The following is a 20869-nucleotide window of genomic DNA, read 5'->3' on the forward strand; positions in this document are numbered from 1 at the left end:
AATGAGTGAAAAAAAACAAAATAATATTAAAAGTACAATCCTTCAATTAGGACTTGTACTTCTAATTGTTTTAGGCTATTTTTTAATAGATTTTAATGGTATTTACCAATCTTTAAAAGGTGAAGTTAAATATATTACACAAAATGAACAATGTGATTTACATGATAGTTATTGCTCAATAAGAATTCAAGATGGAACAATATTTACTTTAAGTATTGAACCAAAATCGATTCCTTTAATGAAACCCCTTACTTTTTCAATCAAAAGTAATAAAGATAATTTAGAAAATTTAACTTTAAATATATATTCAACAAATATGTTTATGGGTGAATTTTATTTACCTATTAAAAATTTAGGTAATGGAAATTATCAAGCAATAGGTACACTTCCAACTTGTCCAGTAGGTGGAATGCATTGGAATGCAGATATAAAAATAGAAAAAGCCACGGAAAATATTGGTGCAAGATTTCAATTTAAAACGGATATATAATAATGAAAAACTTTCTTAGACTCGGTATAATTTTTTTAGTTGCAGTTATTTTAATTTCACTGATAAAACCTTTTATTGAAAATTATCAAGAAAAACAAAAATATGCTTTTACAGTTGATACAATTGATGGTAAGATTTCTAAAGAGGATTTTAAAGGAAAAGCTTTAGCTGTTTATTTTGGATACACTTATTGTCCTGATGTATGCCCTACTTCATTAAGCTCATTATCTCAAGCTTTAAATAGTTTTACAGAAGAAGAAACAAAAGACTTTGTTGGTCTTTTTATAAGTGTTGACCCTGATAGAGATACTCTTCAAAACCTTAAAGAATATACTCACTACTTCCACAAAAATTTTATTGGAGGGACATCATCTAAAGAAAATATTGATGATATTACTAAAAGATATGAGTCTTATTATAAAAAAATTCCTTTAGAAAACTCTGCAATGGGTTACTCGGTTTCACATACTTCTTATATTTATTTATTTGATAAAGAAGGTAAGTTTATAGCAAAAGTTGACCACTTCTCTGACCCAAGTAAGATAAAAGAGAACTTAGCAGCTATTTTAAAATAATTACTCTTTTTTTAAAACTCTAATAGTTGTGATATAATCACTTTTCAAAACTATTAGAGTACTTACTTTTTTTAAGATTACTTTTCTTGACTAAATAGTACAATCATCAAAAAGATTAAATAATGACAGACTCAAATAAAAATATATTTTATATCCTAATGTTCTTTGCCATGATTGGATGGGGAGGTTCATGGGTAAATGTAAAAGTTTTAAGTAATTATATCAATGAATATGATGTTATGTTTTTTAGATATATTATTACTGCTATTACTATGATTCCTATAATAGTAGTTCTTAGAAAATCTTTTAAAATTGATACAAAAAGTTTTCTTATAGTTATTGTAGCTTCTATTATTCTTGTTGTTTATATGAAGTATTTTTATTTAGGAACAAAACTTGGAACAGCCAGTTTAGGTGGTGCTTTTGTAACAACGCTTATTCCAATAAACACTTTTTTAATACTTGCTATTTTTGGAAGTAAAAAGATATTCAAAAAAGATTATTTTGCTTTATTTCTTGGAGCTATAGGTGTTTTAACTATGTTAAATGTTTGGGGAACAGACTCTGATGAAATATTTGTTATTCATAATTTATATTTTATTTTAGCTTCAATTCTCTGGGCACTTTTAACAATTACTAGTTCAAAAGCTACAAAAATATCCCCAATAGTATTTACCTTTTATATGTATCTTGTATGTAGTTTCATATCTATATTTTTTATGGATTTTTCTACTATTGCATATGATAAATTTGATTCAATATTTTATATAAACTTATTTGCAATTACAATTTTTGCTTCTACTTTTGCTAATACAATTTTCTTTTTAGGAATAGAAAAACTAGGAGCTGCGAATGTAAGTAGTTTTATCTTTTTAGTACCTTTTTCTGCAATTACACTTAGTGCAATATTTTTAAAAGAAGAGATTACCTTTTCAATTATTATTGGGACAATTATGACTATCATTGCTGTAAAAATTTTAAATAATATCAAAATAAAAAAGAAGAAGAAATAGTTTTATTTCTTCATATCTTCTAAAAGAATTTTAAACTCTTTTGACTCTTTTAATAAATCTTGCCCAGCTTTTATAATCTCATCAACTCTCTTAGCTGGCAACTCTAAAGAAGTTTGTGTAAGTAAAAACTTTCTTGCTTGTTTCTTAGGAAGTTGATTAAAGTTTAACTCTATCAAGTAAAATTTTATTTCTTCTAGACAGTCTTTTTTATCTTTACATCTAGCTTCTTTTACTTGTTTTTCCCAAATATCAAAATAAAACTCTATTAAATCTAAAGTGTCAGTATTATATCTTTTTAATTGAATTGTACTTACAGCACCCATAGTTGTCTGAATATCAGGAGGTGTTTTACTTAATGCAATATTTGGATCTAGGCTATCTGCTGCATTTACTATTAAAAGAACAACTTTTTTACTATTTGGGATACCAAATTTTTCTAAGACTTTCATAATATCATTATCATTTTCTGTAACTATATGAAGTAAAGAACGAATACCCAAATTATCAGCAATTCCTCCATCAACTAAATGTAAGTATTGATAATGTTTTTTATCATGATACTTTTCCATTTCAAGATATTGTTCATCATTGTATTTAAGAAAACTATTTAAAAGTTCACTATTTCTTTCTAAGTCACATCCAGAATAATTTTTAAGAGTAATAGGAGAAAATAGTACTGGTATAGCAGAAGAAGCTGTTACAGCTCTTCCTATAGGATAGGACTCCCAATCTGAACAAATTCGCCTAAAATTTTCAGGACTAAAAGTAAAAGGGTTTCCAGTAGAAACATCAGTTGCATTTATTATAATCTTAGGGGAATCCTCTCTTAAATCAGCAAAAGTTTTTTTACCAAATACCTCTTCTTCATAATATTCAGAAACATAATCACTTCTTCCTGCAAACGATAGATAAAACCAATTAAAAGGATTTAAAAAAGTATCAATCAAAGTAGTTTGAATTGGTTTTTTTAAAAACTTCTCCTCAAAGTCCTCAAATATTTTTTCTCCATAAAGACCATAATAAGCAGAAGTAAAACTCCCACCGGATACAGAAGAGATAACATCAATCTCATCTAATAAACCTTGATTTCTTAACTCTTTTAATACACCATATGATAAAGAAGCAGCTCTAGTTCCACCACCAGAAAAGGTAAGAATTAAAGATAAATCATCTTTATTATTAAGTATTTTATTTACTTTTAGTTTTTCAAAAGCCTCTTTTGTAATTGGTTTATTAAGAATAGGTTCTTTTGTAGCACAAGCAGTGAAAAATATACCAAATAAACACACACAAAAAATATTAATTAAATTTTTAAACACCTTAATCCTTTTTTACTTTATAAAATATAGCATATAAACTTGGAACAAATAATAAAGTAAATAATGTAGAAACCATTAGACCAAAAATAATTGAGATAGCCATTGGTTCCCACATAATACCTCCACTATACCATAAAGGGACAAGCCCAAATACAGTTGTCAAAGTTGTTAGAAGTATAGGCCTAAATCTATTTAAACAAGCTTCAATGATTGCTTCATAGTGACTAAAATTATTTTCCTCTTGTTCTAATTTAATCCTTTCTAAAAGAACAATTGCATTATTAATAACAATTCCACTTAAAGATATTATTCCAAGTAAAGTCATAAATCCAAAATATGAACCTGTAATAAATAAACCAAGGCTAACTCCAATAATTCCTAAAGGTATTGTTGTTAAAATAATTATTGGTTTTCTTAAAGAGTTAAATTGTGTTACCATTAAAAGTAAGATTGCCATAAAGGCAAGGGGAAGATTAACTACAATAGAATCATTTGCTTTTCCTGAAGCCTCATATTCTCCTCCAAACTCATAATAATATCCAAGTTCAAAACTTTTTGCTAACTCTTCCATAAAAGGTGCTATTTCTTCAAATTTTTCTAAAGCATTAAATCCTGTTTGTACATCAGCACCAATAATAATTGTTTTTAATCTATCTCTTCTTAATATAACTGATTCTTCATAAGCTACCTCAATAGTTGCTATTTGAGATAAAGGTATATTTTTACCACTTGTTTGAGAAAAAACACTTATTGTTCTAAGCCTATTTATATCATCTTTTGTAGTTTCATTTGAACGTAAAATAAGAGGTACTAAAGTGTCTTCTTTTCTAAAAGTTGTTACTTGATAACCACTTAAAGAAGTTTGTAAAGATAAAGCCACATCTAAATTACTAATTCCTTCTTGTAAGGCTTTATCTTCATCAATATTTATAAGTAGTTTTTTTGTTCTTAATCCCCAATCATCAACTATATTTTTAATTCCTTCTATTTTAGAAAGTTCTTGTTTTATTTGTGAACTTATATCAAAAAGTTTTTCTGTATCTTTTCCACTAATTCTAATTTCAATTGGTTTTTTAACAGGAGGTCCCATAGATAAAGACTTTGTACTAATTTGCATATCAGGAAAATTTTCTTTTACAAAATATTCTATTTCTTTTCTTATTTTAGCCATTTGTTCAAACTCTTGTACGTTTATTAAAATTGTACTATATTCGGCACTTGCTAGTTTTTGGTCATAAGATAACCAAAATCTTGGAGCACTCTCTCCTATAAATGATACGAAATTAACAACTTCTTTTTTGCTATTTTCTGATATGTATTTTTCTTTAATAAACTTTTCTATTTTACTTACTTGTTTTGTTGTAGTTTCAATTGCTGTACCTACAGGAAGATTTATTTCAACTGTAAAAGAGCTTTCACTTGATGGTGGGAAAAACATTTTAGGTACTAAATCTAATAGTTTTATTGAAGCAATAAAAATTACAAAAGCTATAAAAACAACACTTTTTTTATACTTCAAGGCTAAAACAATTAAAGATTTATAAACTTTAAAAAACTTACTTCTTTTTGTTTCTTTAGGTTCTTTTTTCATAAAATATTTACTTAAAACAGGTGTTAATGTAAGAGCTAAAAACCAAGAACATAAAAGAGTGATAGTTACTACTTTAAAAATAGAGTTTGTATATTCTCCCGTTGAAGATTTTGCTAAAAAAATTGGTAAAAAAGCAGCTGATGTTGTCAAAGCAGAAGTTAAAAGGGGAACTTTTAACTCCTTTGCACTTTGTAAAGAGGCTTCTACTATTGTTTTACCATTTTGCCGTAAAACCATTATTGATTCACTCATAACAATAGCACTATCAACAAGTAAACCCAAAGAAATAATTAATGCTGCTAAGGAAACTTGATCTAACCAAATATCAAAAACTGACATAATAATAAAAGAAGCCAAAATTGACATAGGAATTAATACAGCAACAATAAAGCCTGTCCTAAGTCCTAAAGTAAAAAGCATAATTAAAATTACCAATGCAATTGCTTGTAAAAGATTTGAAACAAAATTATCAATGATTCCTTGTACTATTTTAGGCTCATTAAATAATCTATCAAGCTGGACGCCTAAAGGAAGCTTACTTTGAACCTCTTGCATTTTATTTGTAATTTCTTCACCCATTCTTATAATATCTCCATCATCTTTCATGGAAATAGATAAAAGCACAGCTGGTTCTGAGTCTTTTTGCGTAATAAAAGAACTAGGTGTTTTATAACTCTTTTTTACCCTTGCAATATCTTTTAAATATACTCTTTCTCCTGTTGGTAAAGCAATTATTGTATTTCGTATTTGTTTTATATTTTCATAATTTCCAGAAGGCTCTATTGATAATCTATTTGAATCAATTTTGATATTTCCCCCTGACAAAACAATATTTTTATCTTCTAAAATATTTTTTACATAACTTGCACTAATATTTAAATTTGCTAATTTAGCATTATCATACTCTATATAAACAACTTCTTCTTGCTCCCCTAAAATATCTACTTTAGCGACATCATCTAATCTTAAAAAAATATCTTTTGCATCATCTGCTATATCTTTTAACTCTTCATAAGTTAGTCCATCACTAGTTATAGAGATCATTGTTCCATAAACATCTCCAAACTCATCATTTACAATTGGAGTTGTAATTCCTTGGGGTAAAGACCTTGTTCCAACTTCAACTTTTCTTCGTAAATCATCCCAAATAGGTCTCATTTTTTTATATTTTTCTAAAATATTTACAAAAATAATAGAAACTCCATTTTTTGAAGTTGAACTTATAAAGTCTATCTCAGCCATTTGCTGAATCTCTTTTTCTAGTTTATCTGTAACTAACTGTTCTACTCTTTTTGCACTAGCTCCAGGGAAGTATGTAACTACAGTAGCTGTTCGAATGATAAAACCAGGATCTTTTGCTCTTGGCAAATCCAAAAAAGAAATAATTCCATAAAAAAAGATTAAAAGAGAAAATACTATAGTTACTTTGTCATTTTTTAAAGCAAAACTTGTAATATTCATTTTATTCATCCAGTTTTTTAATATTGCCTATTTTTACAGACATATCTTCAAAAACTTCACTCATTCCAGCTTTTAAAACTAATTCATTTCCTTTTATACCTGATAAGACTTCATAACCTTCACTTGTAAGTTGCCCTACTTTGATTACATTCTTTCGAACTTTATAAATATCATTTTCTTTTTGTAAAACATAAACAAAGTAGTCTTTTTTATCATTTAAAACTGAGCTATGAGGAAGTAAAAAAATATTTTTATGAAGATTTTCAAAATTAAAAAAGACTTCAGCAGACATTCCTACTTTTATTAAAGGTGAGCTCTCTTTTAGTTTTACTATTACTAAATAAGTTTTTTCATTAGATGAAGCTGTTTTTGATATTTCTGAGATAAAACCATTAAATTTCTTTGAAGGAAGAGAATCAAAAGAAACTTGAACTTTTTGTTCTTTACTTAATCTATTTATTATAGATTCTGGCATATTTATATAAACTTCATTTACAATTTTATCACTTAATAAAACAATTGGTGTTCCAGCTGAAACATTTTCACTTTCATTAACATACTTTGAAGAAATAAAACCTGAAATAGGTGCGTAAAGTTTGGTATACGATAATTGAAGTTTTGCATAATCCAATTGTTTATTAATATTTTTTACCTTTGCTTTTGCTGCATCATATGAAGCTTTTGCATTATCTATATCACTCGCACTTGCATTTTGATTTATATAAAGTTTTTTTGTTCTTTCATAAGTACTTTTTGCATATTTTAAACTAGCTTTTGCTTCTTTTAAAGCATACTGTATTTGTGAAACTTGAATAAGATATGGTTCTTTATCTAAACTTGCAAGAAGTTGATTTTTCCTTACTTCATCTCCAATATCTAATTTAAATACTTCCAAGTTTCCTTGAACTTTAAAACTTAATTTCATTTGTTCATTTGCTTTTGCAATAGCATCAAAAACTCTAAACTCATCTAAATCTTTTGCTTTTGGTTTTGTTGCAAAAACTATTTTTAAATCTTCTTTGTCTTTATTTTCATTCTCTTTGTTAGAACAAGCACTAAATAAAACTATTAGTGCAAAAAATAGTACTGATAATTTAATTTTCATTTATAACCTTTAATAATTTTTCTTCTAAACTTCTTTTTTCTTCACTATTTACTAAAACTTGGATATTTCCACTAAAGAAATAAATAGAACTTAAATCCTCTAAATAATCTATTTCAGAAATAGTTTTATTGATTTTTGAGATAAAGTATGAATTTTGAGCATCTAAAAGAGTAATAATATTCTCTTTCCCTACTTTATATCTATCTAAAATTGATTGATAGTTCTTCTTTGAATAGTTTTGAGAGTCTTTTGCATAAAATATTTTTTCATAAGATTTATTTAAAGAATCACTATTTTGTTTTATATTTTTTCTAATAAGATTCTTAGCATTTTCATACTCTAATTTTAAATTTATTAACTCAATTTGATTTTTTTGAATCTGTACACTTTTTTTACCACCTTCATAAAAAGGAAAAGAAAAATTAAGAACAGCTTGATACTCCTTATCATCCCAATACCTTGCATAATCTTTAGCTTCCCCATATCTTTCAACTATTTTTTTACCTTGAGCTTCTAAAGCAATATTAGGAAGATACCTTGATTTTTCATTCATACTTTTTTCTTGCTCTTTAGCTTCAATAAGTTTATTTATTTGGATTAAGTTTGGATGAGTAAGAATAATTTCTTCTAAAAATAGTTTTTGAACCTTTTCATTTTCTACTACTTTTTTAGCATAGGTATTAAGAAGTTTAAACCTTTTTGCTTCAAAATCATAATCTTTTAATTTATACTCTTTTTGTATTAAACTTATGTTTGCTAGTTCTATTTTTAAAGAGTTTAAATCTTTTACTGCATTTGCTAACTGAATATTCACATTTGCAAGTTCACTTTCCCATCTATAAACATCTGTTTTATCTTTAACTCCAACTTCAAATCTTTGTTTTGCAAAATTTAAATTCTGAGTAATAAAGTTTTGTTTTATTTTTATAATCTCTTTATATTTTTGAGCTTTTAAAACATTTAAATATGTAACAATTGTTTTATAAATAATTTCATCATTTTTAGACTTTATATTACTTATATTAGATTTATCTAATAACTTTTTTATTTTTATATTTTCAAGTACTTTATTAGAAAAAACCACTTGTGATAATTTTGCTCCAATTTCAACTGTTCCTTCAGAATATTGACCATTGCTATATTTAGCCCTATCACTATCTATTTGAATTACATTTGAAAAAACTTCAAGTTGCGGTTTATATAAAGTTTTTGCTTCATTAATATCCAAGGAGCTTAATATAGTTTCATTATTATTTTTTCTAAACTCAAAATTATTTGAAACTACTTTTTTATAAATATCATCTAAATCAAAGATTGTATTTATTCTTTTTTCTTTTAAAATAATTTCTTTTATACTATTTTTTATATACTTTGAAGCTGTTTTATTATTTTCTTTTAAATACTCAAATATAGCTAAAGCAACTGCTCTTGAAACTCTTTTTTTGTCAATTGCATTTGAAATATGATTAAAAGTAATAAAATAAGACTCTTTTTGTTCCTTTTCTTTTATATCTTTATTTAAAAGATATACTCCTTTTACTTTTATTTTTTCACAAGAATCAGAACATCTTTGAAGTTTATAGTTTATATTATCATCTATATCAAAAAGTGTTTTTGTATCTGCTTTTATACTATCAAAAAGAAAAAAAGAGTTTTCATCTAAAACTAAATTTATTTTATACTCTTTTGCCCACATAAATTCAAATAAAAAGACACAAAGAAAAACCACTATTTTATATTTCATATTATACTTCCTAAAAAATTTTCTATATCTTTTATATCGTCATTTTCAAAACTCTTTTGAGTCAAATATGGCTTAACTAAAAAGTAGATATTCAAAGCAGCCTTTTTTGAATTTTCTATAAAATCTTCACTTAAAAGATTCCAATAAGAAGCATTCTGAGTTGCAATAATCCAAGAGTTTGAAACAAAAATATCAAGCTCCAATTCAGACATAGAAGTTATATACCCATACTTTATTTGATGTCTTACCAGACCTTTTATTGTTTCTAACTCAAAATGCAAATGTTGCTCCATAATCTTTTTAAAAGCAGGAAAATTCATCACAAGAAGATTTAACTCTAAATGCAAAAACCTATATTTGATGTCTGCTTCTATGCTATCAGCAAGAAACTGCTTTAATAAAAATATCTCATCTTTTTCATAATCAAGCTCTTTTATCTTTTTAAAAACCACTTCTATATATTCATTAAATATTTCAATTAAAATTGACTCTTTATTTTTAAAGTGATAATAAAGATTTCCTATACTAATTCCTAATTTTTCAGCAATATGCCTAGTTGAAGTGTTTAGACAGCCTTTTTCATTAAAAAGTTCAAGGGCAATTTCTAATATTCTTTCTTTTGTTGTTCTCAAATTCTTAGCCTTTATTAGAACATTTGTTCAATTTTAGAACAAGTGTTCTAAATATACTCTTAATATTTTATATTTTTATATGTTTTCATAATAAAAAAAATAATATACTAATATTTACACAAAGGAGTACATATGAAAATCTTATTATTATTTTCTTTTCTATTAGTATCTTTATTTGCAGTTAACCCAATAATTCTTCCAATGAAAGGGGTTAAAGTTGAACATACTTATTCAAATGGAAAAAAAGAAACAATAACTATTGAAAGAGAAAGTGCAAAAGAGTGTTTAAATATAGGAATAAATGTAGAAAACTTTCAAAATGAAAATTTAGCTTCATCTAAAATTAATGATAAATGTAAAAAAACATTTATTACAGTCAAAGGTATTATTCAACCTTTACAATTGGAAAAAGGAGTAAAAACTGTGGCTGAGTTAGAAGTACTTGAATTCATTGAAAATAAATTAATTCAAAATCCTAATAAATACATTTTAGTAGATAGTAGAACACAAGATTGGTTCAATAAAGGAACAATCCCATCTGCAAAAAGTATTCCCTATGATGAGTTTGAATACGATGAAGATTTTGAAAAAGAGTACTATGAAGCATATAAAAAGCTAAATGTAAAAGTTACAAACAAAAATGAATATGATTTTTCAAAAGCAAAAACAGCTATGTTTTTTTGTAATGGTTCATGGTGCGCCCAATCTCCAAGAGCTATTAAACATCTTATAAAAATAGGATACCCAAAAGAAAAAATCCTTTGGTATCGTGGAGGAATAGCTTCTTGGGCAGGAGTTTCTTTATCTTTAACAAAAGATATGAAACTTGTAAAATAAGGTTATCTTACATAAGAAGCATTATTAAAATCTACGGTTGTTCCATTTACATACTCAGGACAAGAAGTTGCTAACCAAAAAATCACCTCAGCAGCTTCTTCAGGTTCAGCAAATCTTCCACAAGGAACAGCTTTTTTAAACTCTTCTTTTCTTTCTTCTGAATTATCCTTTTGCATATCTGTCTCCACAGGACTTGGAGCAATACAATTTACTACAATATTATAGCTTCCTAATAACTTTGCAAATATCTTTGTTGCATTTATTAATCCTGCTTTTGCAATTCCATACCAAATATCAGGATGTCCTATTTGTCCTGCTATTGAAGCTGTGTTTACAATTCTTCCATATGATTTTTTCTTCATTCCTTCACTAAATAAAGTCATTAATTCAACTGGCGTATGTAAATCTACATTTAAAATATGTTCCTTTGCTTCTAAAGGATAATTATCATAAGAATATTTTGGTTGCATATATCCTGCATTGTTTATTAGAATATCTATATCACCTATTTCTTTTGCTAAATCTTTTAAACCTAAAACATTTGATAAATCATACTCAATAGTTTGAACTTTATCTTTGTAAGGAAATGATGAAAAGTCCCTTGCTACAACTATAATTTCATAATCAAATTCTAAAAACTTTTCAACTACTTTAAGCCCAATTCCTTTATTTCCACCTGTTATAAGAACTCTTTTCACTATATACTCCTTTTTATCCAAAAATTTCTCTAAATGCTTTTGCTATTTCTGCATCTGTTGCAGGTTTTTTTATTTCATTTTTTGGAGCTTTATTTAATAAATTATCAAGTAAAGAACCATCAATTTTGTCTTTTAGTTTATCTTTAAGCTTTTCTTTAACTTTATTTTTTATTTTATCTTTAACAAAAGAACTTGTATCAACTTTTACTTTTGGATTTGATAAGTTTCCAGTTACTGTAGTATCAAACTCATACTTTTTGATTTTTGTTTGAATCAAAGCATTTATAGTATTTTTTTCAGTATTTAAAGTACTACTTGGAACAGTAATTTTTGTAAGAGAACTTTCCATATCTACAAAAGTATTGATTATTTGATTGTCTATATCACTTTTTATTTGTACTTTTTCATAAATCTCTTTTGTAAGATCAAACTTAGCAAAGGTATTAATTATCGTTGAAAACTCATTTTTAATAAACTGACCTTTTAATAAATCACCTGAAAGAGTACCTTTTTTATTTGCAAGATTATAAGCAACATCAATATTTGATTTTGAAGTGAAAATTTCTGGATAATATAACATATGAGTTAAATCTTTTATTTCTACATTATCAATTTTTGCATTAAAATCATCATTTAACAAGTTAAAATTTATATTTCCTCCAAATAACTCACTTTTACCATCTACTGCAAGTTTATCTTTTCCTTGAGAAATATTACCATCTACTTGAATATTTCCTCTCATTTTCATTTGGCTTACATCATATAGTTTTTTAAGGTCTGCTACATTTAATGTATAATCACTATCAAAACTTAAATTCTCAATATCATAAACAGCTTTTTTCATATCAATAGTTGCAAGACTTGTATCTACATCTACAAGAGAACTTGCAAGAAAGTTGTTTAATTTTGTATTTATATCAGCTTGAAAAGTTAACTTATCTTTTAATTTTTGATTATAAGTTTTATTTACTACATTATTGTTTACAAGTCCATCTTTTAGTTTTGTTATTACAGTACCTTCTAAGTTGCCAATTTGTGCATTTGAGATATTTGCATCAATATTTAATAAACCTTCTGCTAACAAGGGTTGGTTTACAAAATTTAATAAAGAAGAAATTTGAGCATCTGAAATATTTACTTTTACTGTTTTTGGTTTTGAATTTTCAACTAAAAAATCATATGAAGTTTTTGATTTAAAAATATCACTTTTACCATTTATATTTAAATTATTATTCACAAAAGAGATATTACCATTTGTAGAAAAAGAACCATTTAACTTTTGATTTAATATAGGCTCTAACTGAGCTAAACTTTTAACAAATAAATTATAATCACTGTTAAGACTTGTCTCTTTTATATTAAAATCTGCTTTTTTAATATCTAAGTTTGCAATAGAACTATTAAAATCTACACTACTTGAAGCAACATTTGAAAATAGTTTTGTAACGGTTTGAAAGTTAAAAACAATTGGAGTTGTTGATTTTTGTTCAATTTTTGGATTTATTGAATTAAGATTTAAAACACCATTTGAAACAGAAGTTTTTATAGCCCCATCTAAAGCATTTACATTGGCATCTTTAATCACGGCATCAATATTTAAAATACCATTTGCATAAATTGGCTGATTTACTAAAAAAAGTAGTTCTTCAATTTTTGCGTTTTTAATATTTAAAACTGCACTTTTTGGATTGAAATCAACTAAATTTATATCATAAGCTGTTTCACTTGAAGCAACAGAACTTGAACCTTTTATTTTAGCAAGTTTAGAATCACCTTTTATATTACCTTTTGTAGAGAAGGAACCATTTAATTTTTGATTTGTAATATTTTGAAGTTTTGATAAATCTTTGATATTTATATTATAATCTACATCAATACTTTTTGCAAAAATGTTTAAGTTACCTTGAATATCAATTACCGAATTGTCATCAATAGTTGCTTTAAAAGCAATAGTATTTGTTGTAAGCTTAAAATTATTTACTTTTAAATTAACATCTTTTTGACCTTCATTTACCTTACTTTCTATCAAAGAAGCAACAAACGAGTTTCCAATAGCTGTAAATAATACAGTATAAATAGAACCAATAATGAGGATAATAAAAATAGTCAAACCAAAAAATAATTTTTTCATAGTAAACCTTTGCATTTAATAAGACATTATTATACTGCAAATAAATTGAAGTTTTAATTACCTGTTACTTAAAGTAAATTTTTTAAGATTTAATGATTAATCTAATAAAGTTTTAATTTTTTTTAGAATATACTATTGCCTACAAAGTGATAAGTAGGGATACGCAAGCCGAACAGACTTTGTAATTATTAAATTTTATATAAGGATTCTAGAATGAAAAAAATCGTTCTTTTAATGCTAGCTATTGCTGGTGCTGCTTTCGCTGCTGATGGAGCAGTTGCAAACGAAACTTTAAAAGCTTACTCTGTAGTTGCTGCAGGTATTGGTCTTGGTCTTGCTGCACTTGGTGGTGCTATCGGTATGGGTAACACTGCTGCTGCAACAATCGCTGGTACTGCTAGAAACCCAGGTTTAGGTGGAAAATTATTAACTACTATGTTCATTGCATTAGCGATGATCGAAGCACAAGTTATTTATGCATTAGTTATTGCGATGATCGCATTATATGCAAACCCATTCTTAGGGTAATTTATAAAACTACAGATTTTATAAATACTTTAAAAAAGGTTAGAAGTTTTTCTTCTAACCTTTTTTTATGCCTATTTTTTTAGAGAAAATACTTTTTTCAACTTTTTTAATCCAAGCTTTATAGCACTATATTTCATAATCTTTGCTAAACTTTTCCACTGAGTTCTTTCATAACAAGGATTAGGGCATTTTCGACATCTTGGTTTTATTTCATGGGGACAATTTTGTAGTCTTTCAAAAGAATATGAAATAAGCTCATGGCAATCTTCACATAAATTAAGTTCAAAAGAGAAAGTTTCATCTTTATATTCTAAATTATAAATTTTCTTTTTTTGGTTTTCATGTTTATCTTCACAATAACTTGTAAAAAAAGTTTTTAAAGTTGAAACTTCTTGTTGGAACTTATCTTTTGTCATTATAGTTTATTACCTTATCTATATTTTTAAAAATATTTCTAACTCTCTCTTGCCATAAGTATTTAAACTCTTTTTTTTCATCTTCATTTGCCTCACTTTTCATAATCTTTTGCATAAGGTTAGGAATCTTTGGATTAAATTCTACAGAACTAGAATCATAAGAAATATCGATAAACTGTCCATCATCAACTCTTTGAAATCTAAGGTCAGAAGAAATATCTGAACTAAACTCAAGCAAATCATATCTTTTGAATTTGCCATTAATACCCTTGAAACCATAAGAATCAGTAGCACCCGTAACTTGAGAAATAACATTAGCAATAACCCCCGTAACACCTTCTACATAGTTATCTTTAAAAAAAACTTTTATTTCTCCTCTTTTTGGTATATCATTTTTATATAAATATTTTAAAGCCTCTAAAGTCATAATATATGCACCTGCAACAGTAGGACAACTATGCCCAGCTGCTTTTACAATATCTAAATATGTAAACTCTATAATTCCATCATCAACTGCACCTAAAAATAAAGATAAGTCATCTTTTAATTTTATACTTTCAATTTCATCAAAAAAACTTGGATAATTCATATTTTCTCACTTTAATTATTTTTTTATAAGTTTATAGAATTTTATAAGATTTAACATTGATAGAAATCAAGAGTGAGTAGTAAGAAAGGAAAGATTAAAAATAAAGATTAAAAACACTATGTCAATCTGATAAAGTTATATCAAAGATTGACAAGAGAAGAATAAGTTAGTTTTTGATTTTTACTGGACAGATAAGGCAAATTCTCTTTCAAGATTTTCTTTATCTACAGCTAATCTTTCTTTTATCATTTTTGAAAAATCATCAGGATAAATCTCAATTTGATTTTGGCTTAAAGATTCAAAAATATTTTTTACTACATCCTTTGGTGATGTTTTTGGCATTTCTTGACCTTTTGTCATATTTGTATCTATAGGTCCTGGTAAGACTTCTATCACTGAAATATTTTCTTTAGTCAATTCTGCTCTTAATGCTTGTGTTAAAGAATGTAAAGCACTTTTTGAAGCACAATATAAAGCCATTATTGGAAGATTGATTAAAGCTAAAACAGAAGTGATATTTATTATTAATCCATTTTTATTCAACTTTTTAGGCAAAACTTGGCAAGAATTTAATGTCCCTATAAGATTTACATTGAAATCAATTTTTGTTTCATCAAAAATTCTTTTTCCACTATTTACACCCGCATTATTTATTAAAATATCAATATTATCAATCTTTAAAGAAAGTTCTTTTATTTGTTCTTCCTTTGTAATATCTAAAGAATAAACTTCTATTTTTTCTGATAGTAATTTAATATCTTCAAGACTATTTACATCTCGTGCTGTACAATAAAGTTTTTTTATATTTTTTGTTAATAGCTCACTAATAAAAGCTTTTGCTAAACCACCATTAGCTCCTGTAATTAGTATTGTTTTATTTTCAAACATTATGTTTTTCCTTATTTTCAATATTTTTATAAACCTTATTTAATAATAAGGTTAAAAGATTCTGCTCTTCGTCATTAAGACCATTTAATAATAATTGATTATGTTTTTCTGAAATAGGTATTATTTTCTCAACAATTTCTTCAGCCTTCTTAGTAGGAAAAATATTAATTGTTCTTTTATCAATTTTATTATATTTTCTTGTCAAAAAAGACTTCTTTTCAAGCCTATCTATACTTCTAGTAATATTAGATTGGTCTTTATATGTAGTATCAGATAACATCTTTTGACTAAGTCCTGGATTTTCAACAACCCTAAAAATAATAGACCATTGTTCAGGCGATATATCAAATTCTTTTAATTTATTATTAAAACAACTCTTAGAAGCAATTGCAGTTTTATTTAAAATAAACCCTAAAGATAAATTCATATTAAAATACATTTCGCCCCTTCTAAATAAAAATATAATTATATATATTTTGTATTTACTTGTCAAGACAAGTATTTATGATTTATTAAAATTTTGTAATGATAGAAATATGATTAAATATTAAGCAAATTTATAAATCTAAAAAGATATAATTTCAGTCCAAAAATAATGCGACCGTGGTGGAATTGGTAGACACGCTATCTTGAGGGGACTTTTGAGATTGTAGTGTTGAATTTAAATATGCGAATGTGGTGGAACGGTAGACACGTTAGCTTGAGGGGCTAATGCCAGTACTGGTGTGAGGGTTCAAATCCCTCCATTCGCACCATTTTATGGTATATATTTAAACTAAACTATTTCTTCTTATATATAAGGAGTTGTAATTACTGCCAGTGATTTTATATAGAAAACTTCTAACAATTTAAAATAAAATCTAAATTTCCAATTGTCATAATGTATTGATTTCGTTAACTTTATTGCACACTTTACTGCACAGTTTTAAAAAGTTTCACTAAGTTTGTAATTTTTTACTGCACACTCATTTAACTAAAATTTATAACAAACCTTATAAAACGTCAAATTGTCATATATCTATTTTAAAACTTCTATAGGAGATATAATTACTTCAGTATTAAATAAATTTTCTTTATAACTAAAACTATCAAGGAGATTATCGATATCAATTCTTTCAATATTAATTACTAAATCATTGAAATTATTAATGTTTATATTAGACTTTTGAACATAAAGAATTATTTTTTTGATTTTTTGCATATCTTCATTTTTTGCAAAAAACATATCTTTATTAAATAGCAAAGAATATACTAAGACTTGTCTAATATCATCAGATTTTTTTAATACGTTTTCTTTAAACTTATATTTTGCATCAATAATATGAAAATGATTCTCTTCCTTAATCATAAAATCAGGATATTGATTAATTAATTTTGTTTTACCTTCTTCTAATAAAAAATTACTATTATTAATATTTTTATCTATGCTTCCATCTGACTTTACTATTTTTTGTTCACTTTCATTTCCAATATATAATAACTTATCATAATGTGATAATTTCTTTTCTAGAACTTTCTCAAAGACTTTTGTTAGGTCAACACTCAAAAACAATTGTACATCTTTCTTTAACTCTGTAAAGAATATTGAGTGTACTAAATTAAAAACTTTTTTATTTTTCTTAATTTCAATGTTATTTTTATATTTTCTAAAAAACTTATCTAAAGTTTTTTTCGAAATATTATCACTTGAAATATTCTTATGTGTTGATATCTTTATTAATAGATTATTGATTTTATTTAATATTTTCAATATTTCTTTATATTCATCTCGTGCATTTTCTTCAAATATATCTAGTCTTTTTTTCTTTAAAAATTTTAAGCTTGAATATATAAATTTAATTAGATCTTTTTGAAATGGGGCTTTAATAAATTGATAGTTTTTCAAAGGATTTTCTTCAATTATATTAAGTTCAAATATTTCTTCACCAATAATTTTATCACTACATATAATTTGGTTCTTATAGTTTCTTTTATAATTTAACAATGTCCCATATATTTTATTTAATTTTTTTACATAAAATTCTGCTTCTAATTGTAAAAAACTATTTCCTTTGAAATTTTCAAATAAATCAATAACTTTTTGATTTGATGAATAACTAGAATATAGTTTAAAAAGCTTAATTAAAAGTTCTTCTATTTTTTTAATTCTTTCTTCTTTATCAGTTATTCCATTAAAATCTATATCTATATCTTTTGGAATAATAAATAAATAGAAATAGTAAACTTCATCTTTATAGTTAATATCATCAATATATGTAGATATGCTGTCTATATAGTTAGTCTGTCTTTCTAATATATTTCTACTAAATAAATTATTATCTAAAATTTTTCGTATTGAAGATGCCGCATTTTGAGGAAATTTCTCTAGTTCATCATAAATATGTTCTATCTTATCTTCAAAATTTTGAAATACTAAATATAATTTATTTTCACTAGCATGAGATATAATCATTTAATTTCTTAATAATTATAGATCATCTTCATAAATATTAAATTTATGAAGAAGTCTAAAGTTTTTCTCACTAGAATCAATATCTGACAACTCTTTAAGGTTTTCTTTAATCCAAGTGTTATTTTTTACTCTACACATTAAATCCCATCCTAACCTATTGATTTCACTATTTTTATTATTAAATTTTAAAGAATTTTTAATCATTCCAAAAAAGAATTTTATTGTTTCTTTCTGTTCTCTTAAATTATCAATTATATCTCCATTACTGTTAACAATTTTCCATTGTCCAAAGCAATATTTTTCATAGTCAAAAATTTTATTTTCTTCCAAAATATCTTTAAAATGTTGATTTAGTTCTTTACAACAAATAGCAAAATCATTTCCCTCAATATTCTTATCAAATGTATCTATTGGATCTTTATAAGCTATATTGGCTCTATCTTCCCAATCTGCAAATATATTTAAACTGTATTCATTAAAATTTGCAGCACCTAATAAATAAAAATTCTTTGGATACACTAACTTCAATGAATTTCCTGAAATTCTATTCGTAATTGGAACAATAGGTATATCTTTGCAATGTTCATCCATAAAAGTATTCCATTCTTTTATGAAGTCATTTGCACTGTCAAAGTATTCAGTAAAAATCTCATTTCCTTCATCTACTTCTTTTACAACTCTTTTTTGTTGAGATTTAAATAAAGGTGTATATTCTGAAAGTAATGATGAAATATCTTGATTGTGAAAGTCATCAAGAAAAACAACGTGATCAATTTTTGGATTTACAATAGCAGACATTAGAAATTGAAGAAATTCTCCAAATTTAATTTCTTTTTTTATACTATCAATAGTAATTGCCAAGTCAGTATTTTGTAATCCTTTATATTCATTTCCAATACCACCTGAAACTGGAACTTTTAAATATTTATAATCAATATGATTTGTTCCAGTTTTGAAAATTTGTTTTTCCTCAAATTTGTAACTTTTACCAGTATTAGGTTGTCCAATTATAAATTCAATATTATTGATTTTACTATCTACTTTAACTTCTTCTTTTGGATTAATTTTATTTAAAAATGATTTAAATTTATTTCCATGACCACTTAAATTTTCTTGATTAGATTCTTCCTCTACAGAAGTATTTTCTACTGATTTATCATCTAAAAAATTAATGTACATATTTAAAGTTTGTAAAATCTCACCTGAGTAACTGCCTTTTCTATCCCATTCATAATATCTACCTCCAGATGAAAGTTCTGTTCTAATATTATCAAGAACATTTAGATCGCTAATTTCAAAAATACTAATAGGATTATCTTCATCAATCTTAATAGGCAATATTTCATCTAAGTACTTTATTCTTGTAGAAATTTTTTTAGTTCCAAGAGTTAAAGACTCAATATACATGCCAAATCGTTCTCTAATATCCTTTTTATCATTTTCAGAAACTTCTTCACCAAAAACCATTTTTAATTGTTCTTCACTTATAAGGGCTACTTCATTAGCTTTTTTTGTTTTATAATATAAAGTATAAGGAATATCTATAGTTTTATTCAAGTCTTCTTTCTCATCTAATTTAATTGACTTGCCATTATTAGTAATTAAAAATTTAAATCTAATATTGAATAACTCATCAGAATTGTCATCAGTATAAACATATAATATATCTTTATCTTCTATACTATGATTCTTATATAACTCTTTTTGTAACTCTTCAATTAAAATTTCTTCTTCTTTTCTATTTTTTACTAACCATGTATTCATTATAATATTTCCTCTAATTCATTAAACTCTTCAACTTTATCAATATGAAACGGAATGCCTAAATATTTTCCACCATTTCCATTATATTCCCAAACAGTAAAATCTTTAACTTCATTACTAAACTTTAATTCAGAATCACTTTTATATACATCAAATTTATATAAAAAGTTTTCTGTGTTATTAGTAATACTTTCAGATGTATTTTTATTTGGATTTTCTATCAATAACCTATATTTATTAATTTCAGTATTGTGTCTTTCAAGTAAATATTTAAAATACCTATCACTTTTTATAAAAAAAGAATAATTATTTGAGCCATCAATTAAAATTGTCAAAGTAACGATATCCCCTGGCTGCATATTTGTTCTTATTATATATTTTCCCAAATTTTTTAACCAAAATTCAGGTTGCTTATGTTGTTGTTTTAAATCTACTTCAAAACTTCCCAAAATATAATCGACTATCTCTATTTTAACAGTATCATAAGAGTGAGTTTTCTTTAAATCATAAAATTCTTTAAAAATAGGGAATCTATAAACATTGATATATTTGTCTTTCCCAGCATATCCAGTAAGTTGTCTTGTAGCAATTATTTTATATTCATATTTTTTCATTATTAAGCACCAAGTTATTTGG

19 protein-coding genes and 1 tRNA gene are annotated in these 20869 nt (G+C 25.4%); 6 read left to right on the top strand and 14 right to left on the bottom strand.

Annotation, left to right across the window (positions count from 1 at the left end; translation table 11 throughout):
- Position 1 precedes the first annotated feature (1 nt).
- From CP965_RS12845 to CP965_RS12855, 3 genes are all read left to right on the top strand, one after another.
- On the top strand, positions 2-490 hold the full coding sequence (locus tag CP965_RS12845; RefSeq protein ID WP_129062524.1) for a hypothetical protein: 489 nt from the start codon (positions 2-4) through the stop codon (positions 488-490).
- Positions 491-492: 2 nt separating this feature from the next.
- Positions 493-1065, top strand: coding sequence for an SCO family protein (locus tag CP965_RS12850; RefSeq protein WP_129062525.1), 573 nt, complete (start codon positions 493-495; stop codon positions 1063-1065).
- A 122-nt stretch (positions 1066-1187) separates the two neighbouring features.
- Positions 1188-2078: a DMT family transporter gene (locus CP965_RS12855; RefSeq protein ID WP_129062526.1), complete on the top strand. Its 891-nt coding sequence runs from the start codon at positions 1188-1190 to the stop codon at positions 2076-2078.
- Positions 2079-2080: 2 nt separating this feature from the next.
- Here CP965_RS12855 and CP965_RS12860 read toward each other — a convergent pair whose 3' ends face one another.
- From CP965_RS12860 to CP965_RS12880, 5 genes are read right to left on the bottom strand one after another with little or no spacing between them, the layout of a single operon-like run.
- A complete protein-coding gene (locus tag CP965_RS12860) occupies positions 2081-3397 on the bottom strand; it encodes a patatin-like phospholipase family protein (RefSeq protein ID WP_164971029.1) in 1317 nt (438 codons plus the stop codon).
- 1 nt (position 3398) lies between these two features.
- A complete protein-coding gene (locus CP965_RS12865) occupies positions 3399-6449 on the bottom strand; it encodes an efflux RND transporter permease subunit (protein ID WP_164971030.1) in 3051 nt (1016 codons plus the stop codon).
- A 1-nt stretch (position 6450) separates the two neighbouring features.
- Entirely contained in the window at positions 6451-7554 is a 1104-nt protein-coding gene (locus CP965_RS12870) for an efflux RND transporter periplasmic adaptor subunit (RefSeq protein WP_129062529.1), read from the bottom strand.
- The gene (locus CP965_RS12875; protein ID WP_129062530.1) at positions 7544-9298 is read right to left on the bottom strand and encodes a TolC family protein; all 1755 of its coding nucleotides are present in this window, start codon (positions 9296-9298) and stop codon (positions 7544-7546) included. The genes CP965_RS12870 and CP965_RS12875 overlap by 11 nt, the downstream gene beginning before the upstream one ends.
- The gene (locus CP965_RS12880) at positions 9295-9930 is read right to left on the bottom strand and encodes a TetR/AcrR family transcriptional regulator (protein ID WP_129062531.1); all 636 of its coding nucleotides are present in this window, start codon (positions 9928-9930) and stop codon (positions 9295-9297) included. The genes CP965_RS12875 and CP965_RS12880 overlap by 4 nt, the downstream gene beginning before the upstream one ends.
- A 132-nt stretch (positions 9931-10062) precedes the next feature.
- Between CP965_RS12880 and CP965_RS12885 the strand changes: the two genes are divergently transcribed.
- A complete protein-coding gene (locus CP965_RS12885) occupies positions 10063-10767 on the top strand; it encodes a rhodanese-like domain-containing protein (protein WP_129062532.1) in 705 nt (234 codons plus the stop codon).
- Positions 10768-10769: 2 nt separating this feature from the next.
- On the opposite strand, the gene CP965_RS12890 is transcribed toward CP965_RS12885, so the two are convergent.
- Positions 10770-11465, bottom strand: coding sequence for an SDR family oxidoreductase (locus CP965_RS12890; RefSeq protein WP_228712730.1), 696 nt, complete (start codon positions 11463-11465; stop codon positions 10770-10772).
- 13 nt (positions 11466-11478) lie between these two features.
- On the bottom strand, positions 11479-13596 hold the full coding sequence (locus tag CP965_RS12895; RefSeq protein ID WP_129062533.1) for a translocation/assembly module TamB domain-containing protein: 2118 nt from the start codon (positions 13594-13596) through the stop codon (positions 11479-11481).
- 213 nt (positions 13597-13809) lie between these two features.
- Between CP965_RS12895 and CP965_RS12900 the strand changes: the two genes are divergently transcribed.
- A complete protein-coding gene (locus CP965_RS12900) occupies positions 13810-14124 on the top strand; it encodes a F0F1 ATP synthase subunit C (protein WP_129062534.1) in 315 nt (104 codons plus the stop codon).
- Positions 14125-14195: 71 nt separating this feature from the next.
- On the opposite strand, the gene CP965_RS12905 is transcribed toward CP965_RS12900, so the two are convergent.
- The 4 genes from CP965_RS12905 to CP965_RS12920 all read right to left on the bottom strand — a co-directional run bounded on the left by CP965_RS12905 (position 14196) and on the right by CP965_RS12920 (position 16456).
- A complete protein-coding gene (locus CP965_RS12905; protein WP_129062535.1) occupies positions 14196-14540 on the bottom strand; it encodes a nitrous oxide-stimulated promoter family protein in 345 nt (114 codons plus the stop codon).
- Complete coding sequence (locus CP965_RS12910; RefSeq protein ID WP_129062536.1) at positions 14527-15129, bottom strand: FmdE family protein; 603 nt, start codon at positions 15127-15129, stop codon at positions 14527-14529. Before CP965_RS12910 ends, CP965_RS12905 begins: the two co-directional genes overlap by 14 nt.
- Positions 15130-15309: 180 nt before the next feature.
- Positions 15310-16017 (bottom strand): SDR family NAD(P)-dependent oxidoreductase, encoded by a 708-nt coding sequence (locus tag CP965_RS12915; protein WP_129062537.1) that lies wholly within the window; start codon positions 16015-16017, stop codon positions 15310-15312.
- Positions 16010-16456 carry a MarR family winged helix-turn-helix transcriptional regulator gene (locus tag CP965_RS12920; protein WP_129062538.1) on the bottom strand — a complete coding sequence of 149 codons (447 nt, stop codon included), beginning with the start codon at positions 16454-16456 and terminating at the stop codon, positions 16010-16012. The genes CP965_RS12915 and CP965_RS12920 overlap by 8 nt, the downstream gene beginning before the upstream one ends.
- Positions 16457-16686: 230 nt before the next feature.
- Here CP965_RS12920 and CP965_RS12925 point away from each other — a divergent pair.
- A tRNA-Leu gene (locus CP965_RS12925) sits at positions 16687-16772 on the top strand.
- Between the two features lie 263 nt (positions 16773-17035).
- On the opposite strand, the gene CP965_RS12930 is transcribed toward CP965_RS12925, so the two are convergent.
- From CP965_RS12930 to CP965_RS12940, 3 genes are read right to left on the bottom strand one after another with little or no spacing between them, the layout of a single operon-like run.
- Positions 17036-18469 carry a ligand-binding sensor domain-containing protein gene (locus tag CP965_RS12930; RefSeq protein ID WP_118897362.1) on the bottom strand — a complete coding sequence of 478 codons (1434 nt, stop codon included), beginning with the start codon at positions 18467-18469 and terminating at the stop codon, positions 17036-17038.
- Positions 18470-18484: 15 nt separating this feature from the next.
- A complete protein-coding gene (locus CP965_RS12935) occupies positions 18485-20233 on the bottom strand; it encodes a hypothetical protein (protein ID WP_206732305.1) in 1749 nt (582 codons plus the stop codon).
- The gene (locus CP965_RS12940) at positions 20233-20847 is read right to left on the bottom strand and encodes a hypothetical protein (RefSeq protein WP_099312694.1); all 615 of its coding nucleotides are present in this window, start codon (positions 20845-20847) and stop codon (positions 20233-20235) included. The genes CP965_RS12935 and CP965_RS12940 overlap by 1 nt, the downstream gene beginning before the upstream one ends.
- Between the last annotated feature and the right edge of the window lie 22 nt (positions 20848-20869).

Origin of the sequence: Halarcobacter mediterraneus, assembly GCF_004116625.1 — a bacterium.
In the GTDB taxonomy this organism is placed as follows: Bacteria; Campylobacterota; Campylobacteria; order Campylobacterales; family Arcobacteraceae; genus Halarcobacter; species Halarcobacter mediterraneus.

Bases quoted from the DNA above. Each gene is read 5' to 3' on its own strand.
- CP965_RS12865 (WP_164971030.1), bottom strand. From the start codon at position 6,449: ATGAATATTACAAGTTTTGCTTTAAAAAATGACAAAGTAACTATAGTA.
- CP965_RS12900 (WP_129062534.1), top strand. From the start codon at position 13,810: ATGAAAAAAATCGTTCTTTTAATGCTAGCTATTGCTGGTGCTGCTTTC.
- CP965_RS12855 (WP_129062526.1), top strand. From the start codon at position 1,188: ATGACAGACTCAAATAAAAATATATTTTATATCCTAATGTTCTTTGCC.
- CP965_RS12930 (WP_118897362.1), bottom strand. From the start codon at position 18,469: ATGATTATATCTCATGCTAGTGAAAATAAATTATATTTAGTATTTCAA.
- CP965_RS12920 (WP_129062538.1), bottom strand. From the start codon at position 16,456: ATGTATTTTAATATGAATTTATCTTTAGGGTTTATTTTAAATAAAACT.
- CP965_RS12895 (WP_129062533.1), bottom strand. From the start codon at position 13,596: ATGAAAAAATTATTTTTTGGTTTGACTATTTTTATTATCCTCATTATT.
- CP965_RS12875 (WP_129062530.1), bottom strand. From the start codon at position 9,298: ATGAAATATAAAATAGTGGTTTTTCTTTGTGTCTTTTTATTTGAATTT.
- CP965_RS12935 (WP_206732305.1), bottom strand. From the start codon at position 20,233: ATGAATACATGGTTAGTAAAAAATAGAAAAGAAGAAGAAATTTTAATT.
- CP965_RS12910 (WP_129062536.1), bottom strand. From the start codon at position 15,129: ATGAATTATCCAAGTTTTTTTGATGAAATTGAAAGTATAAAATTAAAA.
- CP965_RS12940 (WP_099312694.1), bottom strand. From the start codon at position 20,847: ATGAAAAAATATGAATATAAAATAATTGCTACAAGACAACTTACTGGA.
- CP965_RS12850 (WP_129062525.1), top strand. From the start codon at position 493: ATGAAAAACTTTCTTAGACTCGGTATAATTTTTTTAGTTGCAGTTATT.
- CP965_RS12905 (WP_129062535.1), bottom strand. From the start codon at position 14,540: ATGACAAAAGATAAGTTCCAACAAGAAGTTTCAACTTTAAAAACTTTT.
- CP965_RS12915 (WP_129062537.1), bottom strand. From the start codon at position 16,017: ATGTTTGAAAATAAAACAATACTAATTACAGGAGCTAATGGTGGTTTA.
- CP965_RS12845 (WP_129062524.1), top strand. From the start codon at position 2: ATGAGTGAAAAAAAACAAAATAATATTAAAAGTACAATCCTTCAATTA.
- CP965_RS12870 (WP_129062529.1), bottom strand. From the start codon at position 7,554: ATGAAAATTAAATTATCAGTACTATTTTTTGCACTAATAGTTTTATTT.
- CP965_RS12885 (WP_129062532.1), top strand. From the start codon at position 10,063: ATGAAAATCTTATTATTATTTTCTTTTCTATTAGTATCTTTATTTGCA.